The organism is Labilibaculum sp. DW002, assembly GCF_029029525.1.
GTDB classification, from domain to species: domain Bacteria; phylum Bacteroidota; class Bacteroidia; order Bacteroidales; family Marinifilaceae; genus Paralabilibaculum; species Paralabilibaculum antarcticum.
Genome location: NZ_JAKJSC010000005.1, coordinates 65,606 through 86,527 on the forward strand (window position 1 = coordinate 65,606; position 20,922 = coordinate 86,527).

Sequence of the window (20,922 nt, forward strand, 5' to 3'; positions counted from 1 at the left end):
TTTGAAGGCAGCTAAAGTGCTGTCAGTTTATTCAAATAACAAAGCAGGTTATAAGCACCTAAATACTAATAAGCCCGCCTGTTTTGTATAAAGTTTTTACGTTTTGTTTACCTTAAATTTTTAAATCAAATCGATCAAGATTCATTACCTTATTCCAAGCAGTAATAAAGTCTTTAATAAATTTTTCATTCGCATCGAAACTGGCATAAACTTCTGCCAATGCTCTAAGTTCGGAATTAGAGCCAAAGATTAAATCAACCCTCGTTCCAGTCCATTTTATTTTACCTGTTTTGCGATCACGTCCGTCAAAATATTCCTTTGTTTCGGAATTTGGCATCCAAGCTACGCTCATGTCAAGTAAATTTACAAAGAAATCATTGGTTAGAATTTCTGGTCGATCGGTGAAAACACCATGTTTTGAACCATCGAAATTTGTATTTAAAACACGCATTCCACCAATGAGGACTGTCATTTCAGGAGCTGTTAAGTTTAGTAATTGAGATTTATCTACCAATAAATCTTCAGTAGGCATCGCAAATTTCTTTTGTAAATAATTGCGGAAACCATCAGCAACCGGTTCCAAAAATGAAATTGATTCAACATCGGTTTGTTCTTGAGTCGAATCCATTCGACCAGGAGTAAATGGTACGCTTAAGCTAAAACCTGCATTTTTAGCTGCTTTTTCAACACCAGCGCAACCTCCTAAAACAATTAGATCGGCAAGTGATACTTTTTTATTGCCTGATTGAGAAGTGTTAAATTCATCTTGAATAGCTTCTAATGTTTTCAGTACTTTTTTTAATTGAGTAGGGCTATTTACTTTCCAATCTTTTTGAGGAGCAAGACGAATACGTGCACCATTTGCACCACCTCGTTTATCTGAGCCTCTAAACGTAGACGCAGAAGCCCATGCTGTAGAAACCAACTGAGAAACTGTTAGTCCAGACTTTAAAACTTTGGTTTTTAAGTTTGCAATATCATCATTGTCAATTAATTTATGATCTACCGGAGGAATTGGGTCTTGCCATATCAATTCTTCTGTTGGAATTTCAGAACCTAAATAGCGCGTCTTTGGTCCCATGTCACGGTGGGTTAATTTGAACCATGCACGAGCAAAAGCATCAGCAAATTCTAGTGGATGCTCATAAAAGCGTCTTGATATTTTTTCATATTTAGGGTCGAAACGCAAGGATAGGTCGGTTGTTAACATTGTAGGACGATGTTTTTTGGAACTGTCATGCGCATCGGGCATTTCTTCATCCGCATTTTTTGCTACCCACATGTTTGCCCCTGCCGGACTTTTTGTTAATTCCCAGTCATATTTAAATAAGTTATTGAAGAAATAGTAACTCCATTTGGCTGGAGTTTGTGTCCATATTACTTCAATACCACTTGATATTGTGTCTTTGCCTTTTCCTGAGCCAAATGAACTTTTCCATCCTAAACCTTGTTCTTCAATATCCGCAGCTTCTGGCTCTGGTCCAACATGACTAGCGTCATCTGCTCCGTGGCATTTACCAAAAGTATGACCTCCTGCAATTAAAGCAACGGTTTCTTCATCATCCATTGCCATACGTGCAAAAGTCTCTCGAATATCTTTAGCAGCTGCAATAGGATCAGGATTACCACCCGGACCTTCAGGATTTACATAAATAAGTCCCATTTGCACAGCGGCAAGAGGATTATCCAAATCTTTTTTTTCATCATCATAACGCTTATCATCTTCAAGCCATTCTGTTTCTGATCCCCAATAAGCATCCTCTTCTGGTTCCCAAACATCTTCACGACCACCTGCAAATCCAAAGGTTTTAAAGCCCATTGATTCTAAAGCTACATTTCCTGTAAGTATCATCAAGTCAGCCCAAGATATTTTTTTACCATATTTTTGTTTAATGGGCCATAGTAACCTTCGTGCCTTATCAAGATTTACATTATCGGGCCAACTGTTCAAAGGAGCGAAACGTTGTTGACCTGTACCAGCTCCACCACGTCCATCGCCTGTGCGGTATGTTCCCGCACTATGCCAGGCCATTCGAATAAAAAATGGTCCATAATGACCAAAATCGGCAGGCCACCACTCTTGAGAATCAGTCATTAATTCATGAAGATCTTTTTTTAGCGCTTTATAATCAAGGCTCTTAAATTCTTCGGAATAGTCAAAATTATCCCCCATTGGATTTGATAGGGAGGAGTGCTGTCTAAGAATGTTTAGTTTTAACTGTTTTGGCCACCAATCATGATTTTTTGTTCCGCCACCACCAATTTTATGTTTTCCGGTTGCTCCAGTAACTGGACATTTACCTCTGTTGTCTGACTGATTTTCCATGATTAATGTTTTAAATTAATAATTTGTTAATTAATTTACGAAATATTAGGCAGACCGTCTGATTGTTTTTAGAATTTATTAGTCGAAGTATTCTGTTTTTTTTAAAATGATAAATGATTAGATCAGTGGTAGTTTCGATGGCTATTGGTGGTAGTGTGTTAGGGGATTAATACATCAAACTTAAATTTATTTTCACTTTCGGAAATCGTATTTTATAATTGCTTTTTGTAGAGTTTTTACCATGATATTCGGGTCAACTAAAAACAAATAGAATCTACTTTGATAAGCTTAACTTGGAAAGAAAAAGACTGGTCAGCTAAATTTAATTCCTAGTGAATTTATTTAGTTCTTATCGGCTATTCTAGTAAGTGCGATTAAATTATTGGATTGATTAATTATGACTCTCTCACAATGACTTAGGTAATCAATCTTAAAGGGTAATTTTAGATCAAAATGACTATAGCCAGCGATTTTAAATAAGCCCTTGCATTCTAAATCTCCTTCGGGGCCATATCTTGAAATTTGATAGTTTTTTAAATGTTGATTTACTACAAACCATGAGCCTGAACCTTCACCACTTAGCCAAATCGCATTGTCTGGTATGTTATTCTTTTTTGGTGGCTCTTCTAATGTGAGTTTTAATTTCCGTTTGTCGGATATTGGAGCTGGGCAAAATGCCTTTGTTTTTAGAAGTTTTGGAATCACTACTTTGTTTGGCAACGCATTTACATTGTTGAGTGGTGTTGGTGTTAATGGGACAAAGTATTTAAGCCTGAAGGCATGTTTCCATTGTGGTTCACCAGATAATATCGAAGTATTTACAAAGCGTGAGCAATTACTGCCTTTGTATTTGAATGGACCGTATTGAATTGGACCTCTTCGCTGTAATTGCAGAACTTTTTGATATGCCTTTTCAAACTCAATTAAGGAATATGAAGCATGTAAAGCCCCTTCTCCATGACATTCATGGTTTAATTGTAATTCTCTTAGTATTTCATTAAAATTTTCAATTCGTTGTCCATCTTTCGAAATTTGAGCAAGAGTATTCACTTTTAACCCATGCTCTGTAATTTCGCTTCGAACTCTGCCGTGCTGAAAAGGGGTAATGTATCTACCAAAATCGAAATAATGACATTTTTTAGTTTCTGAGCTTATAAGAACTAATGCTGCGTGGCCTACTTTGTAATAATGGTTGTTACTAAAACCTAATAAATTAGTAAAACGATCATACCAATAGCCTGGCTGTTTGCAATAGGTTTCAGGCCATGCTATTGCAATGGCAAAACCGGCACATTTGTTATTTTTAGGCATTAGATATTATATTTTCAAGTTTTCTACTTCAAACAATAAATTGGCAAAAAACACATCAATGTTTGACTTCAGTAGTTCACCGTTAGCAGTAATCAAGCGTATTGCCAATATTTTACCAATATAATCATAATTTGCTATCTCGATAGCTATATGAATAAAGTTGTTTCCTTTCTAACCAGAGAAGTGAGTAATGTGCCAAATAAGTTTATATTTTAAGCAAACTCAATTATTTGGCTCGCTGGTTCAGTTCATGAACTGCTTGCTTTTTTTAATCCCTAAAAAAGTTAAAAGTAGTATCATTAATGTTATCAGGTTTGGTTCGCTCATTCTTTGGGTGTCTTCGCCAAGATCTAGTGACTTATTACTAGATAGTACCTGTTCTTGTTTCTTTTTTAACATTTCTTTTTGCGATTCGTTTTCAACTACAAGGTAGGATGTTAGAGGTGTCATTATTTTCGATGAAAAACTGCCCCTTACATGATTTATCCAATCTAAATTTGTTGTTTCCGGATGAAAGACTTGAGAGGTCCACTTGCCTTGGAGAGAAAGTGCTGTAGACCAATTCTTTTTGACTATTTTAAATTTTGAAAAGTTTAGAATATCTTCTTTTAGAATAATACTAGCTTCTTTGTTGTTTGCAAGATATCTAGACTTATTATTTGCCATTGAAAATTTACAGACTGAATTGTTACCTATTGATTTGATTGGGTAAGATTGTATTATTTTGGGATTTGAATGTAACGAATGTGCCTGCAAATCACCATATTCATCTATGTGGAAGAAAACATTTAAATCGGGATAAGCCATTTTGAAATCTGAAAAATCTTGATCGAGAATGGCCTGATCTATCGAATCAGTGACAGCCACAATAACTGGGTAGGAGTTGCTGTTGTTTTTATATGAATCGAAAAGGGTTTGTTTTATTGCTCGGTCCAGATAGTAACCACCTTCAAAGTTTTTTGAGTTAAAGTATTGTTCCCAATTTAAATCGAAATTCATTGTGTTTGTGTAGCTGTTAACAAAACTAATTTTCGCATCTGCCGAAAGCCTTTTGTTCTTCTGCATAACTTGTTTTATGCGTGATGCAAAAATTGAATAATTATTGTCATTGCCGTTTGAAACATCTACTAAAAAATGGAAATAGGGTTTGCGTTTAATTTGTTCCAGACTCTTTTTATTTTGTACTGAGACATAAATTAAATTTTCATTTTCAAAATTGTCATTATGATCCTCAATTGTTTTTCCTAGAGCTACCGTATGGCCATCAATAGTAATTTCGATTGGACCTTTGTGTATGAATTCAACACCGGTTTTTCTTATTTCGTTTTTTGCGAAAGGAAATACTCTAAAAGCAATTTTGTTTCCACTTAAGTAGTGCAATATGCCTGGGTCTCTATTCGTATTTCTTATTTGAGAAAACACCCACATTGCGGATTTCTTTTCAGCTAAAATCCCCATTTCTTTTCTTTCATCTACATACAAATAGTAATCACTAATCCAGCAACCCTCCGGTAAATTAAAACTTGTAGCATATTCGGAAAACCCAGACTTATTATTGTGGTTGGTTATTTCTAGGTTAATCCAACTTCTCCAAGTATTTTGAGTTGTATCATAGGTGCTTTCTGAACTAATATTTGAGATTTTAACCTGATCATTAACTATGTTCTCGGATCGTAAGTTAAATGGAGTAGTTCCTGAAAAAACATTTTCAATTGTATTAATTTTTTTATCAGATAATGTAAGATTATCTAAAACTAACCAGTTGAAGTAAGTTGATAGGTAAGGAACTTTGCTTCCAAATATTGGAGCCCCATTTCGGTCTTTGTGTTGTTTTACAATATCTAGTGTATTTTGTAGAGAAGATCTATTAATATTATAGGATTTTGAATAGTTGGGCGTATAAATATACTCGAGAGTTTCATGTAAGGTGTTTTTATCCTGTAAAAAGGTAAGGGTAATAAAAGCTGGAATCATTAAAAAACCAAGGAGTGAAATTAAGCGTAATTTAGTTTTGGAAATGTAGGAGAGTAAATAGGTAAAATCTTTAGAAAGCTCATTGATGTGTAATACGAATAATAGAAGTGGTGTTAGCATTAGAAAACCTAATCCGAATGCAATAATGGCTATGATTGATAAGGGTAGGAAGGGTAAAAAGACTAAGAAAAAGTAAAAGGTGAACGAAAAACCGATACTTCTTCCAATGAATAAAGATAATCTGTAGCCTTTATTTTCTAAATTAGGTAGACAAATTAGAATGCCGTTTACCACGGTAAGAATATAAAACCAGATACTATTAAAATCACCAAAAATTCCAGTACCTAAAAAGGAGGATATTCGTCCATTATTTAGGGCTAAACCCAATAATGGTAAAACCATTGAAATGGGAATTTTCCAAGCTAATTGATAGTTCTGCCAAATGTCAGCTTTCTTACTGGCAAGGATATACAGCCCTCTAATTAGGAAAAATAGAAAGGCAACAGTTCCGATAATAACAAATATAATTACTGTATGAGTGCTGAAATTAGCACCAAGGGGTTTCCATAATGGAAGTATTATTTGTGAGATTAGATACCATGCTAAAGGAATTAGTAGAGTGGCAGAAAAACTTTTCCAAGGATTACGGTTTTGAGTGTTGTAGGTGAAATGTGATACTAGGATGAATAATGAGTAGATTAATGTTGGCATCAGAAAGGTGCCAACATATAGAATCATATCGTCAGGTATCATCCATCTTGGAATCGAAAATGGAATAATATCACGCGAATTGGATCCATACAAATAGATAAAGGAAATGTAAGCTACAAGGGCAATAAAACCATAGATGGCCGATACCTTTTGCTTTTTTAGAATTAAATAGAGTGCGTACAATAAATTAAGGATGCTTAAAATACCTAAGGATATTCCAAAAGACTTCCAAAGCTTAATATTATCAACATTCAAGAGACTTTTGATAATGGTAAACTTGGAGAGGTATAGATAAAAAAGCACTGTTATTGGAAGTGTATTTATAACTAAAAGCCATTTGGGATTAAGTAAGTTGTTCATTTAATTCAAGTTTTGTTGAATAATTTTTTGTCGCGGCGAAGAATAGAACTAAGAAGGTTAAATTGGTTATTACGCCAATTGCTTCATGAATAATATGTTGCTCGATTTGTAAAAAGTTGATTAGTGAATTTTGTATTGTAAGACTTACATAAATTCGTGAAGTGCTAACTAGTATTGTCAATATATAGGCACCAAGCATGACTGATGGAATTGCAAGTAGTTTGTGTGAGTTCTTTTGTAATGATTTAAAGATTAAAAAGAGCAGCATGGAGTAACACAATAACCAAAAATTAAATCCTGAGCACGATTTATCTATGATGATGTTTGTATCCTGAAAATAGTAACCACTTTCGGCGAGGTATATGGAAGAAGAACCTGTTACTATACCAACAAGTTTGCTCGTTGGTTTCAGAATAAAAGCTAAACTGCTATTGTCGGCATAAATGAACCAGAACTTAAAAAGGATAAATATTCCTATCATCAGCAGATAATAAATTAGATTTTTATTTTTTTTCATCGGGTATAAAATTCAATGGTTAAAACCTAAGCCCAAAGCCATAATCCCAATACCATTTACCTAATTCTATACTGAAAATATAGAAATGGCAGTATTTGCGAGCAGAGGGGAGAGGAATTATGGACAGTTGGATTTTCATATGTTGTTAGTTTATTCGGTTTCCATATTTAGTTTGTACCAGTTGATGTTTCTGGTGAAATACATGGTAATACCTAATATCAGTGCTAAACCAATACTTCCCATTAATAAAGCATAATCGGCTAATTGAAGGGTGACAAATAGAAAACCATAAATGCCAAGTACTGTAGCGCTTAATACACCCGTAAACTTATTCGATTTGAATACGCTTTTGGCATAAAGTAAAATCATGAGCGAAGTAAGACTGGCTGAAATTAAATAAGCGATGTTGAAGTTGGAATGCTCCGAAATAGAGATCAGTAAGATGTAGAAAAGACACAAGGCCAAACCTACAAGTGCGTACTGAAATGGATGGATTTTACGACCATTTAAAATCTCGACCAAAAAGAAAATTAGGAAAATAAGTGCGATTGTCATGGCTGCATATTTGGCCGAACGCATCGATTTTTGATAATCGTCTAAAGGCATAATTAAATCGACTCCTAAGGCAGAATATTGCATTGCTTTGTACATGTTTTTATTTACCCATGTTTGTGGGTAATTTCGATTCAGCTGCAGCACTTTCCAATTGGCCGTAAAGCCAGAATCACTAACTTCTCTGTTGTCTGGAATAAAGTTTCCATTAAAACTAGGGGACGACCAGCTCGATTGTAAATCAACCTCAGTTGTGCTTCCAAGCGGAATAAAGGAAAGATTCTGACTACCTTGTAAATTCAACTGGAAAGAGAAATCGATGCTTTGATCTATCTGATCTTTAATATTGGGTAAATCGATACTCACACCAGAGCTAATCATGTCGCTTAGTTTAGAGCCTGGCTGTATGTTTAATTTTTGTTTTCCCCAATTCATTACAATTTCATCTTCGATTCCTCTAAGATCCGAAATGCCCACGGTCAAAAAAGCTTTGTCGTATTTGATCTCTTTTAATCCTTCAGTATCAAGCTTTAAATTCAACTTGTAATTTCCTGATATGTTTAAAGCACTTCGGTAAACAACCACCTCATAAATTCCTCTTTTTAATTTTTCAGGTTCTATTTTACCATTAATTGATAATTGTTCTGGTAATAAATAGAGGTGTTTGGTTTTGGTAATTATTTTTGTGTCTGCCTTTTCGTCTTCAATTGCATACTCGTAAACCAAAGGGATGCATAACACCGGACCGTTAATTTGTTGTTTGCCTGCCCATTTCTGACTCACCTCGTTCAGTACCGATTGATTCATGTTCTCTCGTTCACTAATAATGGACTTAATCATGCTTGCTGGAATCAGCAAAAGAAGCATTAAAATAGTGATGGTTATTAATTTAAGACCTACGGAATTCTTGACCCAACCGTTTACTTTTTCTACTGTGGATTGTTGATTGTTCATGTTTTTATTGGTTTAAAAGTACTTTGAAATGCAAAGTGAAATGAGAAAAAAAATTATTTAAGCAATTGCTCTATGGCTTTTATGTGTTTTACGAAGGCCAATTTACCTTCCTCCGATGCAGAATATTTCGTATTTGGTTTTCGATCTAAAAACTCCTTTTGCACTCGAATGTATTCGCTTTTTTCGAGCGATTTTAAATGGCTGGCCAAATTACCATCTGTAACGCCCAACAAATTTTTAAGGGCGTTAAAATCAAGGTAATCATTCACCACCAAAGCCGACATAATACCCAGTCGAATTCGGTTTTCGAATGCTTTATTTAGTTCTTTGAGTAGTTCTTTCACGACTTGTATTTTAGCTCCATTATTATTCCATAAATGATATGTAGCAGACCGAATCCGATGCACCAGAAAATTAAACCATATCCTATGAAATAAGTTGCGATCAAACCTAGTAAAATTTCAAGTATTCCCAAACTACGAATTTCACTTATTGTGTATTTACTGGCATTAACCAATGCTAAACCGTAAAATAGTAAGGTTAGTGGTGCAATTAATCCAACGTATCCTTTTATTAAAAGTAGCAGGCAAAATACACCACCACTCAGCAATGGAATTAACAAATTAATTAGAAGTGTTTTGGTTTGAGAATCCCATACTTTTTGCTTTATCCTTTTTGTCTTTAGTCGGGTGAAAAATATTCCAAAACTTAATGCAAGTAGCAATGTTACAAATCCAATAGTCAGTAACTCTAGTAACTGATCAATATTTAAAAGAGTTCGGTTAAAATCTTGATATCCAGTTTTAGAATAAATTGTTATCCAGGCAAAATAAGCACCTATTAATGCTATTACACCTGCCGATATGCCAGACAAGCCACTCAAGGATATAAATTTAGATGATTTGTTCATCATCTCTTTGATATCCTTTAAATCTTCTATGTATTTTTCTTGATCCATGGAAAGTACTTTGTAATTCAAAGTAAATGTAAGTAAAAAATATTTAATTGCAAGATTAATTTTAGAAATCACATTATTTTTTGTGCAATGAATGTTCTATTTTACTTTATGAGGAGTAGTTTCTAGATACGGATATGGTACACTAAAAAAGAGGACTTTCCAATTTTTGGAAAGTCCTCTTTTGTGTTGTTTATTTGTTATGTAATGAGTTGTTTAGAACTTTCGGCCCCAAATTTTAACTGCTCCACCCATTCCAATATTCATTAATCGTTTTCCTGCATGTCCCAATACAATGCCGCAAAAAAGAGCAATCGATCCACATAGCATTAACAATAATTTAGAATTTAAATCGTCGATGTTGTGCCATACTAAAAATGGGGTAAACATGGCGGCAATTGTCATAATTATGCTGTAAACAATTTTCTTTTTTAAGATTGGTGTTGTTACCGATTTGAATCGTAATTTTCCATCAACCAGTCCGCTAATAAAAGCAGCAACAACAGTAAAAGGAAAAATAGCTCCAGCAAAACGTGCTGCACCTAACATTACTTCAGGAAAAAAATCTGGGAAAATAAGGTTTATTAGTAATGCCTGTAACAAGAAAACAAGCAAGGTTTGTGGAAAGTGCACGGCAATAGGATGTAAATCTAAATGTAAAATCTTACTTCTGCCTGGCGACATTCTTTCTTTATACTGTTCGAAAACCTTTTTAGGCAGGCCACATGCAGGACAGATGTCCTCTAGTTCACTTTCCTTCATCACATAGCCACATGGCTTACAAATAAAAAGTTTCTCTTGCTCTTTTTCTTCTTTCATATCAATAAATTAGGGATTTACTCCAGTAAAATTTACAATAAGCAATCTATTTTACTACTGCTTTTAAAGTTGTGAAAAAATATTATGATACTCCTTGAAAATTGTTTTAGAATCTTTTTAAATTTCATTCCAAATTGTTGGACACTTTAGAGGAAATAAGCAGGTGAATAGTCAATATTAACTGTGTTTTATTGGGTTGATTGTGCTTCGTTTGTGTTTTAAAAGAGGGTGTTTAGCTCATCGTAGTAATATTCAGCAGAGGCTTTTGGCGTATTGCCTATCGCATTTTTCCCTCTTAAGGGTCTAACAGTATATGCAATTAGTTCTTCTTCCGATGGGCGAATTAAGGCTTGAATTTCTTGTTGATCTTCTTTGCTATTGATTGCTTGTAACCAATTGTCTTCTTCATCTTCATCCAGAATTAATGGCATTCTGGGACCTGCAAGTTTTGGGTTGTTGTGAATTTCAGCTAATAATGAATTTGCTTTACAAGTAACAATACTAAAGGTGCGTTGCAATTCTCCACTTTCCTTGTTTAACCATTCCGACCAAAGTCCTGCCAAAGTAATCGGATTTCCATTCGCTTTACGGATAAAATAAGGAAATGACTTTTTAGCACGATGATGATGTTCGTAAAAACCATCAACTGTAATTAAACAACGCTTGTGTTTTGCAGAATCTCGAAAAGATGGCTTTTCAAAAATACTTTCGCCACGTGCATTAATGGTATTTTTGCGTAGTTTATTAGCTTGCTCTTGATTTTTTGTCCACTCAGGAATTAAGCCCCAGGAAGCGGGAGAGGGAAGAGCAGGTGTTTCGTTGGTATAAATCAACAAACTTGGATGAGAAAAGCCTGAAACATGATGCCATTGCGTGATGTATGGCTCCAAGTTTGTCTCTAGTTCACGAATCACATCCTTTTGATTCATGCGACGTGCTCTTTTTAGTTGAGCTTCTAATTTGGCCTGAATATCGTAACACATATGTTTAAGTAAGGAGGGGATTGGAAGAAAGTAAAAATGAAGTTCACTTTGTGTCTTTTTATACCTCCTTTGTTTTCGATTTAATTGTTGGTTTAACGGTTTTCATTTGAATGATATCCACAATAAAGGCAAAGGCCATCGAGAAGTAAATATATCCTTTCGGAATTTCGAAATGCAGACCTTCAGCAATTAAGGAAACGCCTATCATCATGAGAAAGCACAAGGCCAATATTTTAAAGGATGGGTGTTTTTGTATGAAATGAGCAATCGGTTTTGAGGCAATTAGCATGATGATAACGGCCACAATAACAGAGGTGTACATTACCCAAAGCTCTTTTACCATTCCCACTGCGGTGATTATTGAATCGATAGAGAAGACCAAATCAAGAATAATTATTTCGGTTAGCAAGCGCATAAAACTCCCTGTTTTTGTTGCCAATTCACCATTTTCCTCTAGCTCTGCTTTGTGGTAAATCTCTTTGGTACTTTTGTAAATCAGGAAGATGCCACCACCCAAAAGAATAAGGCCTTTCCCCGAAATATCAATGTCAAAAATATTGAATAGTGTTGAGTCAAGTTTTAAAATCCAGGAAATAAAAGCAAGAAGGGCAAGTCGAAGAACCATTGCCAAACCAATTCCGATGTAGCGTAATTTGTCTCGTTGATTCTCGGGTAATTTGTCTGCCAATATGGAAATAAAGATGATGTTGTCAATCCCTAAAATCACTTCTAATGCGATAAGGGAAAGCAAGGGTATAATTGCGTCGATCATGCTATTTATTTAAGAATGTTATTTGTTTTCTGTAGTCTGCTGAAATGATAGATTAGTTAGCAAGTTTAGTGTCAATCAGCTGGTTGATGTCACTTAGTAAGTCGGAATTGTGAACCTCTATGCTAACACCTCTTCCTTCGACATATTTTTTAGCATTGGCCAAGTCTTCCTTAATCACTTGCGTGATATTGCTTGCCATAATTTGATCGCTTGCTTTTTGCCCGAAGACGAATGCCACTTTAAAGAAATTTTTACGTGGCAAAAGGTAAATGATAGCTCTTCTTCTTTTGGATTTGGATATTTTTCCCGAACACTTTCGGCAATTTGTTCCCAAAGTGGATAAAGTGAGCCCAACTCTTTTTGTAAATCTTTCTGCGTAGGTTCAACTGTCTTATCTGTAAATATGCTAATGTCCATGTTTTTTAGGTATTTACTTGGTTTATTTTACTGATAATAAATTGCTCATCTAAAGATAAATAAGATTTGAGCTTGATACAAAAAAATCAAAGAAAGTAGGATGTTTTCTTTCCAGATAAATAGTTCTGTCTCATTAAAGGTGTTTGGGAAATCTTCTAATTTAGGCAGCTAACCCCTCCGTTTAGTTTACTATAAAATAGGTTTCTGTTTACTTTGCCAAACACCTATTGTTTTGTAGATTTGAAATTGAAAAACTAAAAAAAAAGTTGTACAATACATCCCTATATGGCATGTATTGTGCACTTTTATACTTGATATAGTAGAAATAAGTGCAATACTGCACATTCTAACAAGTTAGAAACAATAGCATGAGGATAGCAGATATCTTATTTTTTATTTCATTAGGAATTGCACCCGTCGGAATCATTTTAAGAATAAATGACAACGCTGGTGGAAGTACCTTGTTTGCATTTGGTTTACTTGGTATTTTTATATATTTCATTGCTAGTATAATTAAAAGTTTTAAAAAGAAAAACGTTGACAAAATAGATCTCTTATTAAAATCATTGATTGTTGTTATTACTCCAATCATTTTATCAAAATACTTATACTATAACTTTGGGGATTACCTCGGATTAATAATTATACCATTTTTTCTTATTTCTACCTTCATAAATCTAATTTTCAAATTAAGGGGAAGTATAAAAATAACTTTAACCTCGATATTAATTTGTCTATTGATTGTTCCCCTATTCGACATTGACTTTAACAATGATCCTAGAAATTTCGTCCCAAGAAAATGGTACGATAGATATAATGTTGATAAGGCGCATGTAATAGAATTGTCTTATTATTTCAAATTCAAAGAAACAGAATCCTTGAGTAATAAAGCATTCGAAGCTAAAGATCAAAAAGATTACTTTAAATCAATTCATCTTTTTAAACAAGCTATTTCAATTGAACCAGACAACCCAACACTTCGCTTTGGAATGTCTGAAAGCTACGCATATGTAAACGAACTTGAATTAGCAAAAATTGAACTAGACACTGCGATCATAATAGATAATAAAAATGATTATTTCTATAACAATAGAGGATTGCTTTACTATAAATTAAGTGAAAATGGCAATGCAATACTTGATTTTAAAAAGGCAATTGAACTTGACTCGACACAATATTTATATTATTGTAATATAGCATTAGTTTTTAACGACGCTTCGGAGTATGATGAAGCGTGTAGAATGATTGACAAAGCAGAAGAATTAGGTGCCAATATTGATGAATACAAATTGCTAAAAAAAATACGAAATAAACATAGATGAAAAAACTACAGTTTCTAACAAAAGCTAAATTATCATGGGCGTTGACGAGCAAATTGATAGCTAAGTGCAATTAATGACACCAGCAAGCCAAACTCTCCCCTTTCCTATTTAAATGCTTTCTTAATTTTATTAACCAACCAATCCATAATAAAATAATATGTAAATTTATTCGGCTTGCTTACTTGGCACTTTGATAAGGAAACTCCTTTAATCGCCCAAGAAACTTAGCAAGACCGTTACCAGTAATATTAAAAAAATGAAGCAATCATATTTACTAATCCTATTTCTAATTTTCGTTTCATGTGGAAATGACACTCAAAAAATTGAGAGCAAACTTAAAAATCAAATCGACAGTTTATCCTATGAATTAGAGAAAGTATCTAGTGAATTAAAACTGTTAAAAGAACGCAATGAGGAAGCTCACAAAACAACTTTTGAAAATGAAGAATTTAACTCTTTCTTTTGGAATTTCATGACAGATTCTGTTTTTCAAAAGAGGAGAATTAAATTTCCATTGAAATATATTACCTGGAAAATTAATTCGAATGGAGACGTAGATTTAGGTGGTAAAATTGATACAATTCAAACTAGTGAATCCAAATGGAAATATGATCCATTTTATTTCGAAATGGCTAATGAAAGAACACAGATATATGATAATTTTCAATTGAAATTTAGACCATCAAACGAGAGGTTATTGCACTGGTATGGAGTTGAAACTGGTGGTGATGCGAAATATTATTTCAAAGGATTCAATGGCAAATGGTTTTTGACAGCTAAAGAGCAATTAGGAGATTGAAAAATAATACTGGTAACAAAAGTTAAAATTAATGGGCGATGACGCTCAACTAGATAAGGTAACAAAAACAATAAACGCTGGGCGGTTTTGATAAGGTGACAGTTATAAATCACCCACGCAACCTAGCAAGACCGTTATAGCCAATTTAATAAGAAGAAGTAGAAATGATTGTTTTCAAATCAAAAATACATTCAAATAAAGATAAAGCGTTTCTTGAAAGGTCTTTGAAACAAAGACTATTGTCATTTAATGAATTTCCAACTTATATATTCCCATTCTTTTTGTTCTCAAAAGCATTTTATCGAGACTTAAAAGAATCGAGTAAGGGTTTATATGAAGGGCGAGTTACCAATGGAGAATTTGAATTATCTCGAACGAGTAAAGTTTTCTCGACAAGAACCTGGTTGCCTATGATGATTAAAGGTCGAATTGTAAATAATGAAATTTCAATAAAAGGAGTAATCCCGAATTACATTCTATTATTGACAGTTGTATTAATACTAACTGATTCAATTTTTAATACTGAATTGAAGAATTTTGACAATGTACTATTCCTACTAGCGGGATTAATTTCAGTTTCTTACATTTTTAAAATTATTAGAGAACAATTCATCTTTAGAAGAATATGTACTTAGCGGAAAGAATAAATAAACTGGCTATAACAAAAATTAAATTTCATGGGCGGTGACGAGCAGTTCGTAAGTTTTGCTCAATTAATAAACACCAGCAAGCCTTGTAAATTTGTCTTGCTCAAAATATAAAAAGTAAATTTAACCGGCTTGCTTACTTAGTGCATTACTCACTTTTTTTCGTGATCTCCCGTTGGTCGGTAGATAAGACAATAACTTTAATCCCGATAGCTATCAGGAGCACAAGAAACTTAGCAAGACCGTTTAATGAAATATCAACATTGTGACAAAGAATAAACTAGATAAAGCATTTAAGATATTTAGAATAATAGTTATAGTTTATCTAATCTTAGATATTGTTTTACATACATATAATTTGATATATGAAAATATCTATTTTTCAAATCCACTTTTCCCTGATAATTTGAAGTACCATTTCTATTTCACAGCTATATTAAAATTTGTGATATTACTCTCAATACTTCTATTGGTGTTAAAAGGAAAAAGAAAATGGATTATCTACCCGATAACGATTCTTATTTTATTTTTTGTTTCTAAGTATTTCCCACAATTGCCTTTTTATACTCACGCTATTGTGAAAGATATAGTAACGGAGAAAGTCAATTATGATGATATAATACAATTACAGGCAAAATCAATAAATACTTCGCCAAATAAAGTAAAATTAAAAAAAGAATACTTGTTTACCTATAAGCGTGGGAAGTTAATAAATAAAGGAGAGCAAGTGAATATTACGCAATACAATCTAAATGGAAATATAGTTAAAGATAAGATGATAAATTATTTTCATGATTCACTTGGTAACGTAATAAAGGAAATCAGATCAGATAATAATGGAAAGGCTGATACCACTATATACAAATACAATAAGTGTAATTTACCAACTGAGAAAAGGTATATTACATCAAAATATAGTAGCACAACAATTTATGATTATGATTTGAATGGAAATAAAGTTCGACAAAAAATTTATAAGAGTAACTTTCTTGAGACTAAGCTTATATGGAAATATGACAGTTTAATGAGAGAAACCTCTCTAACATATCATGATTTTAAAGATGATCGAGTTAAAATTGATACGTTCATTTATGTTGGTAATACAAAATCAACATATGAAAGTGATTTTAATGGCGGTATTCAAAAAAGAGTATTCGAATATGATTCTCTGGGTAATGAGATTAAACAAAAGGTAATTGATAAAAGTGGCAAAGAAAAGTATAGCTTTATAAAGGTTTATAACTCTTACGGAAAAAGGATAGGGGAATATCATCTAGAAAATGGAAAAAAATCAATGGTAAAGAAATGGAACTATAATAAAAATAGACTACTCATTTCTGCAATTGATTATTATGGTTATGGATCTTTAAAAAGAATAGAATACACATATGTGGAAGAACTTCTTACTTCAATTCAAATTTTTGATATTGAGAGTAAGGAACAAATATTTGAAGAGAGATATTTGTATGAATTTTGGAGGGAAAATTAACTAAAGATAACAAAACCTAAAATACCATTGGCCTTGACGAGCATTTCGAAATCTATTGAGAGCCCAAGAAAATTAACAAGCCCCGTAGCAATCTACAAAAAAGTGCAATTGACCCATAGGAGTATCTCAGATACATATGAAAACAGCAATAGTTGAGTTGTTTTCCCAAAACACTCATCGATAAAAAAAGGTCAAACTTCTAAAATAATGCCGCAGTGGTCTAAATGAATTGATGGGCACAATTATTACATGAATCTTTGTTTTGAAATTTAAACAAAGGTTATATGATAAAGCATTTCATTTTAGTTCAGATTATTGTACTAAGCATTATTCCTAAATTTATACAGGCACAAGAACAGCCTTTTTCATTAGATGCCTGCATAAAATACGCATGGGAAAATAGCACCGAAATAAGCAGGGCAAGTAATAGTGTTGGCATCCAAAATGCTTATTTGGCTCAATCGAAAGCGGAACGTGGACCTAATTTATTCATGAATGGGAGCCAAACATTAAATTCATCTAGAAGTTACGAGAATAGCGATACAGGTGGAAGCTGGAAGCAAAATTCAAGCTCTAAGCTTTCAGTTTCCTTAAATTCTGAAATTACCCTGTATAATGGAGCAAAACTGAAAAACACCATTGCTCAAAATAAAACGAATCTTGCTGCTTCAGAAACGGATATTCAAACACAAAAAGAATTAATTAGCTTAAATATACTTTCAGCATATATTAATGCTTTGCTTACCATTGAGAATGTTAAAAACTCCGAATCTCAACTTCAATCCACTAAAAAACAATTTGAATTGGCAGAAGCACGTAAGTCGGCAGGAATTATTTCGGCTTCCGATTTTTTAAATATAAAATCGCAATATGCTTTAGATAAGGCTTTAGTGATTAATGCAAAAAATACACTTCGAATAAATTACGTTGCGCTCATGCAACTAATGAATATGCCCATTAACGATTCATTTAGCATACAAGAACCGAATGTTGATGCTTTGCTAAAAATTGCATCTGAATCGGACGCTAACTTAATTTACAAGATTGCTTTAGGGATACAACCAACAATCAAATCGGCTGAATTATACTTAGAAAGTGCTAAAATGGATTCGAAAATTGCACAAGCTGGAGCTTTGCCACAATTGTCCTTGGGGGGAAGTATTGGAAGCGGGTATAGTTCCGATATGACGGATGTTAATTTTGGCGATCAGTTTTCCAATAAGATCAACCCATCTATTGGCCTTTCGCTATCCATTCCAATTTTCCAACGAAAAAAAGTAAAGACCAATGTGACCATTGCGAATATCCAAACTCAAAATGAGGAGCTTATTTTAGTAGATTTAAAAAACGATCTGCGAAAATACATAGAACAGGCTTGTATTGATTCTCAAATAGCAAGTAGTAACTATTTAGCACTGCAAGAACAGTACGATGCAGAAATTGAATCCTACCAGCTCTCCGATGAAATGTTTACTCAAGGCATGATCAATTCAGTTGACTTTCTGACTTCAAAAAACAATTTAGTAAGCGCTGAAAACAAACTAACACAAGCAAAATATAATGTCTTACTGCAAAATAAAATTATTGATTATTACATAGGCAATACAATATTATTTTAAACATAGGCCCTAAGAAAAAGCCAATAACTGCGTTGCTCTCGCCTCTGAAGCAGTCATTTACAGAAGTAAATTCCTTGTCTTCAAAAGCTTCGAAAGCCTTGTTCTTGACATTTTCTGATAGCCAAACAAAATTTGCAAGCTTTCTAAAAGTCACTAAATAGAATTAGATATGAAAATGATAAATATTTCACACAAAAATTGGTTACTACCGGTACTAGGTATCCTTTTACTTACTATCGTATCAATCACCTATATTTCATGGAAAAAAAGGGATCATGAATATATTTTTGCAACTGAAATTGTAAAAAAAGGATCGCTAAGCAATACCATTACTGCAACGGGAACACTGGAAGCTACCAATACGGTTGTAGTTGGAACACAAGTATCGGGAGTTATTGAAAAACTCTATGTTGATTTCAATACCGTTGTTGAAAAGGGCCAATTGATTGCTGAACTGGATAAATCTACACTGCAATCGAGTCTTGAAACTGCGCAAGCCGATTTAGATAAGGCTCAAGCAGAATATGATTATCAAAATTCCAATTACCTAAGAATGAAGGTTCTTTTTGATAAAGACCTTTTAGCGCAAAGCGACTACGAATTGGTAATTTATAACTTAAAGAAAAGCAAGGCATCTGTAAAATCTGCAAAAGCAAATTTGGATAGATCTGCTCGTAATTTAAGCTATGCTACCATCTATTCTCCTATTGATGGCATTGTTCTTAATCGTGCAGTAGAAGAAGGACAAACCGTTGCTGCCAGCATGAATACACCTGAACTATTTACGATTACGAATGATTTGAAGGAAATGCAAGTGGAAGCGAATATTGATGAAGCAGATATAGGCATGGTAAAAGAAAAACAACGTGTTGAGTTTACTGTGGATGCCTTTCCCGATCTTAATTTTGAGGGTGAAGTATCGGAGATCCGATTACAGCCAAACGAATCATCAAATGTAATTACCTATATCGTAATTATTACGGTAAGCAATCCTGATTTAAAATTGAAACCAGGAATGACAGCAAGCATTACCACTTATGTTGAGGAAGCTAATGATGTATTGCTAATAACAGGAAAGGCGACTCGTTTTAGTCCGAACCAACAATTGATGCATGATTATATGAGTGGCTTATCAGAAAATAAAGAAAAATCAGATTTGAATGAGTCCAATACAAGGAATGATGAAAGTAGACCTAAGCCTCCAAGAAGAGACATGGAGGAATTAGATGATTCGCACAAAAGAATTTGGGTGAAAGATGGTGATCAGATGCGTCCGCTAATAATTGAGGTGGGCATTGATGATGGTTCAAATATTGAAGTCATATCAGGCTTAGAGGAAGGGAATGTGCTTGTTACTTCTTTTGAATTAGCCGATGGTTCTGAGGCGGCAGTTGCCTCTCACAAAGATGAGGAACAAAAAAGCCCCTTTGTTCAAGAAAGACCCAAACGTAAAGGTGGTCAGGGAGGCGGTCCTCGTTAAATTAAGTACAAAGGTGAAAGTATAAAGGTGAAAGTACAAAGGTGAATGCAACCTGAAGTACACCTACGAAAGGGGAAAGGAATAAGACATGGAATCAGGATTCCTTGAATGTTGCCTTCAGATTTGAATTAAAAAGAGAAACTAATGAACAAGAATGAAATCATATCAATAAAAAATTTGCATAAGATTTATCAGGCTGGCGAGGAAACCGTAAAGGCCTTACGAGGTGTAGATTTATCTATTTCAAAGGGCGAATTTGTAGCCATAATGGGCACAAGTGGTTCTGGTAAATCAACTTTACTTAATATACTAGGATGCCTCGATTTGCCTTCTGAAGGTGACTATTTTTTGGATGGCATAAATGTGAAATCATTAAATAGAAACCAGCTGGCCGATATTCGGAATCAAAAATTAGGTTTCGTATTTCAATCCTACAACCTCTTACCACGCACATCGGCACTTGAGAATGTAGAATTGCCTTTGTTGTACAACCCACTAATTAGCAGTGTCGAACGAAGGGAAAAGGCAGAGCAAGCATTAATTGCCGTTGGTTTAAAAGATAGAATGAAACATTTATCCAACCAAATGTCGGGTGGACAACAGCAAAGAGTTGCTATTGCTCGTTCAATGGTGAACGATCCGGTGGTCATTTTTGCAGACGAAGCAACAGGAAATCTCGATACCCGGACTTCTCTTGAGATTATGGCTCTTTTTCAGGAATTAAATGAGAATGGGATGACCGTTTGTTTTGTTACTCACGAACCAGAGATTGCAGAATTTACCACGCGAAATGTCGTTTTTCGTGATGGTCTTATTATTAAAGACGACCTGATCACAAACAGACAAAATGCACTTCATGTTATTGCTCAATTAAAAGAAGAAGTCTATTCTTTTGGCAATTAGATTTTTCGCAAT

At 33.9% G+C, this 20,922-nt stretch carries 19 protein-coding genes; 7 read left to right on the forward strand and 12 right to left on the reverse strand.

Features of this window, described 5'->3' with window-relative positions; all coding sequences use genetic code 11:
• Positions 1–112: 112 nt before the first annotated feature.
• From katG to L3049_RS16730, 12 genes are all read right to left on the reverse strand, one after another.
• Positions 113–2,326, reverse strand: coding sequence for a catalase/peroxidase HPI (gene katG, locus L3049_RS16680; protein WP_275110956.1), 2,214 nt, complete (start codon positions 2,324–2,326; stop codon positions 113–115).
• Positions 2,327–2,668: 342 nt separating this feature from the next.
• Positions 2,669–3,637 (reverse strand): DUF6695 family protein, encoded by a 969-nt coding sequence (locus L3049_RS16685; RefSeq protein ID WP_275110957.1) that lies wholly within the window; start codon positions 3,635–3,637, stop codon positions 2,669–2,671.
• 243 nt (positions 3,638–3,880) lie between these two features.
• Positions 3,881–6,682 carry an MSEP-CTERM sorting domain-containing protein gene (locus L3049_RS16690; RefSeq protein ID WP_275110958.1) on the reverse strand — a complete coding sequence of 934 codons (2,802 nt, stop codon included), beginning with the start codon at positions 6,680–6,682 and terminating at the stop codon, positions 3,881–3,883.
• On the reverse strand, positions 6,666–7,199 hold the full coding sequence (xrtK, locus tag L3049_RS21680; RefSeq protein ID WP_425440822.1) for an exosortase K: 534 nt from the start codon (positions 7,197–7,199) through the stop codon (positions 6,666–6,668). Before xrtK ends, L3049_RS16690 begins: the two co-directional genes overlap by 17 nt.
• A gap of 150 nt (positions 7,200–7,349) precedes the next feature.
• Entirely contained in the window at positions 7,350–8,705 is a 1,356-nt protein-coding gene (creD, locus tag L3049_RS16695; protein ID WP_275110959.1) for a cell envelope integrity protein CreD, read from the reverse strand.
• A gap of 53 nt (positions 8,706–8,758) precedes the next feature.
• A complete protein-coding gene (locus L3049_RS16700) occupies positions 8,759–9,049 on the reverse strand; it encodes a winged helix-turn-helix domain-containing protein (protein ID WP_275110960.1) in 291 nt (96 codons plus the stop codon).
• Complete coding sequence (locus L3049_RS16705) at positions 9,046–9,663, reverse strand: hypothetical protein (RefSeq protein ID WP_275110961.1); 618 nt, start codon at positions 9,661–9,663, stop codon at positions 9,046–9,048. Before L3049_RS16705 ends, L3049_RS16700 begins: the two co-directional genes overlap by 4 nt.
• 213 nt (positions 9,664–9,876) lie before the next feature.
• The gene (locus L3049_RS16710; protein ID WP_275110962.1) at positions 9,877–10,479 is read right to left on the reverse strand and encodes a rubredoxin-like domain-containing protein; all 603 of its coding nucleotides are present in this window, start codon (positions 10,477–10,479) and stop codon (positions 9,877–9,879) included.
• Between the two features lie 218 nt (positions 10,480–10,697).
• Positions 10,698–11,462, reverse strand: coding sequence for an SOS response-associated peptidase (locus tag L3049_RS16715; protein WP_275110963.1), 765 nt, complete (start codon positions 11,460–11,462; stop codon positions 10,698–10,700).
• 58 nt (positions 11,463–11,520) lie between these two features.
• Positions 11,521–12,234, reverse strand: coding sequence for a TerC family protein (locus L3049_RS16720; RefSeq protein WP_275110964.1), 714 nt, complete (start codon positions 12,232–12,234; stop codon positions 11,521–11,523).
• A 52-nt stretch (positions 12,235–12,286) separates the two neighbouring features.
• Positions 12,287–12,472, reverse strand: a complete 186-nt coding sequence (locus L3049_RS16725; RefSeq protein ID WP_275110965.1) for a DUF3788 family protein — start codon at positions 12,470–12,472, stop codon at positions 12,287–12,289.
• Positions 12,409–12,651 (reverse strand): hypothetical protein, encoded by a 243-nt coding sequence (locus tag L3049_RS16730; protein ID WP_275111111.1) that lies wholly within the window; start codon positions 12,649–12,651, stop codon positions 12,409–12,411. The genes L3049_RS16725 and L3049_RS16730 overlap by 64 nt, the downstream gene beginning before the upstream one ends.
• Before the next feature lie 368 nt (positions 12,652–13,019).
• Between L3049_RS16730 and L3049_RS16735 the strand changes: the two genes are divergently transcribed.
• From L3049_RS16735 to L3049_RS16765, 7 genes are all read left to right on the forward strand, one after another.
• Positions 13,020–13,973: a tetratricopeptide repeat protein gene (locus L3049_RS16735; RefSeq protein ID WP_275110966.1), complete on the forward strand. Its 954-nt coding sequence runs from the start codon at positions 13,020–13,022 to the stop codon at positions 13,971–13,973.
• A gap of 256 nt (positions 13,974–14,229) precedes the next feature.
• Positions 14,230–14,772 (forward strand): DUF4348 domain-containing protein, encoded by a 543-nt coding sequence (locus tag L3049_RS16740; protein ID WP_275110967.1) that lies wholly within the window; start codon positions 14,230–14,232, stop codon positions 14,770–14,772.
• A gap of 164 nt (positions 14,773–14,936) precedes the next feature.
• Complete coding sequence (locus L3049_RS16745) at positions 14,937–15,407, forward strand: hypothetical protein (protein ID WP_275110968.1); 471 nt, start codon at positions 14,937–14,939, stop codon at positions 15,405–15,407.
• Positions 15,408–15,684: 277 nt separating this feature from the next.
• Positions 15,685–16,908: a hypothetical protein gene (locus L3049_RS16750; RefSeq protein WP_275110969.1), complete on the forward strand. Its 1,224-nt coding sequence runs from the start codon at positions 15,685–15,687 to the stop codon at positions 16,906–16,908.
• Positions 16,909–17,192: 284 nt separating this feature from the next.
• Positions 17,193–18,527 (forward strand): TolC family protein, encoded by a 1,335-nt coding sequence (locus tag L3049_RS16755; protein ID WP_275110970.1) that lies wholly within the window; start codon positions 17,193–17,195, stop codon positions 18,525–18,527.
• Positions 18,528–18,696: 169 nt separating this feature from the next.
• Positions 18,697–20,007: an efflux RND transporter periplasmic adaptor subunit gene (locus tag L3049_RS16760; protein WP_275110971.1), complete on the forward strand. Its 1,311-nt coding sequence runs from the start codon at positions 18,697–18,699 to the stop codon at positions 20,005–20,007.
• A gap of 144 nt (positions 20,008–20,151) precedes the next feature.
• On the forward strand, positions 20,152–20,910 hold the full coding sequence (locus tag L3049_RS16765) for an ABC transporter ATP-binding protein (protein WP_275110972.1): 759 nt from the start codon (positions 20,152–20,154) through the stop codon (positions 20,908–20,910).
• The last annotated feature ends 12 nt before the right edge of the window (positions 20,911–20,922 follow it).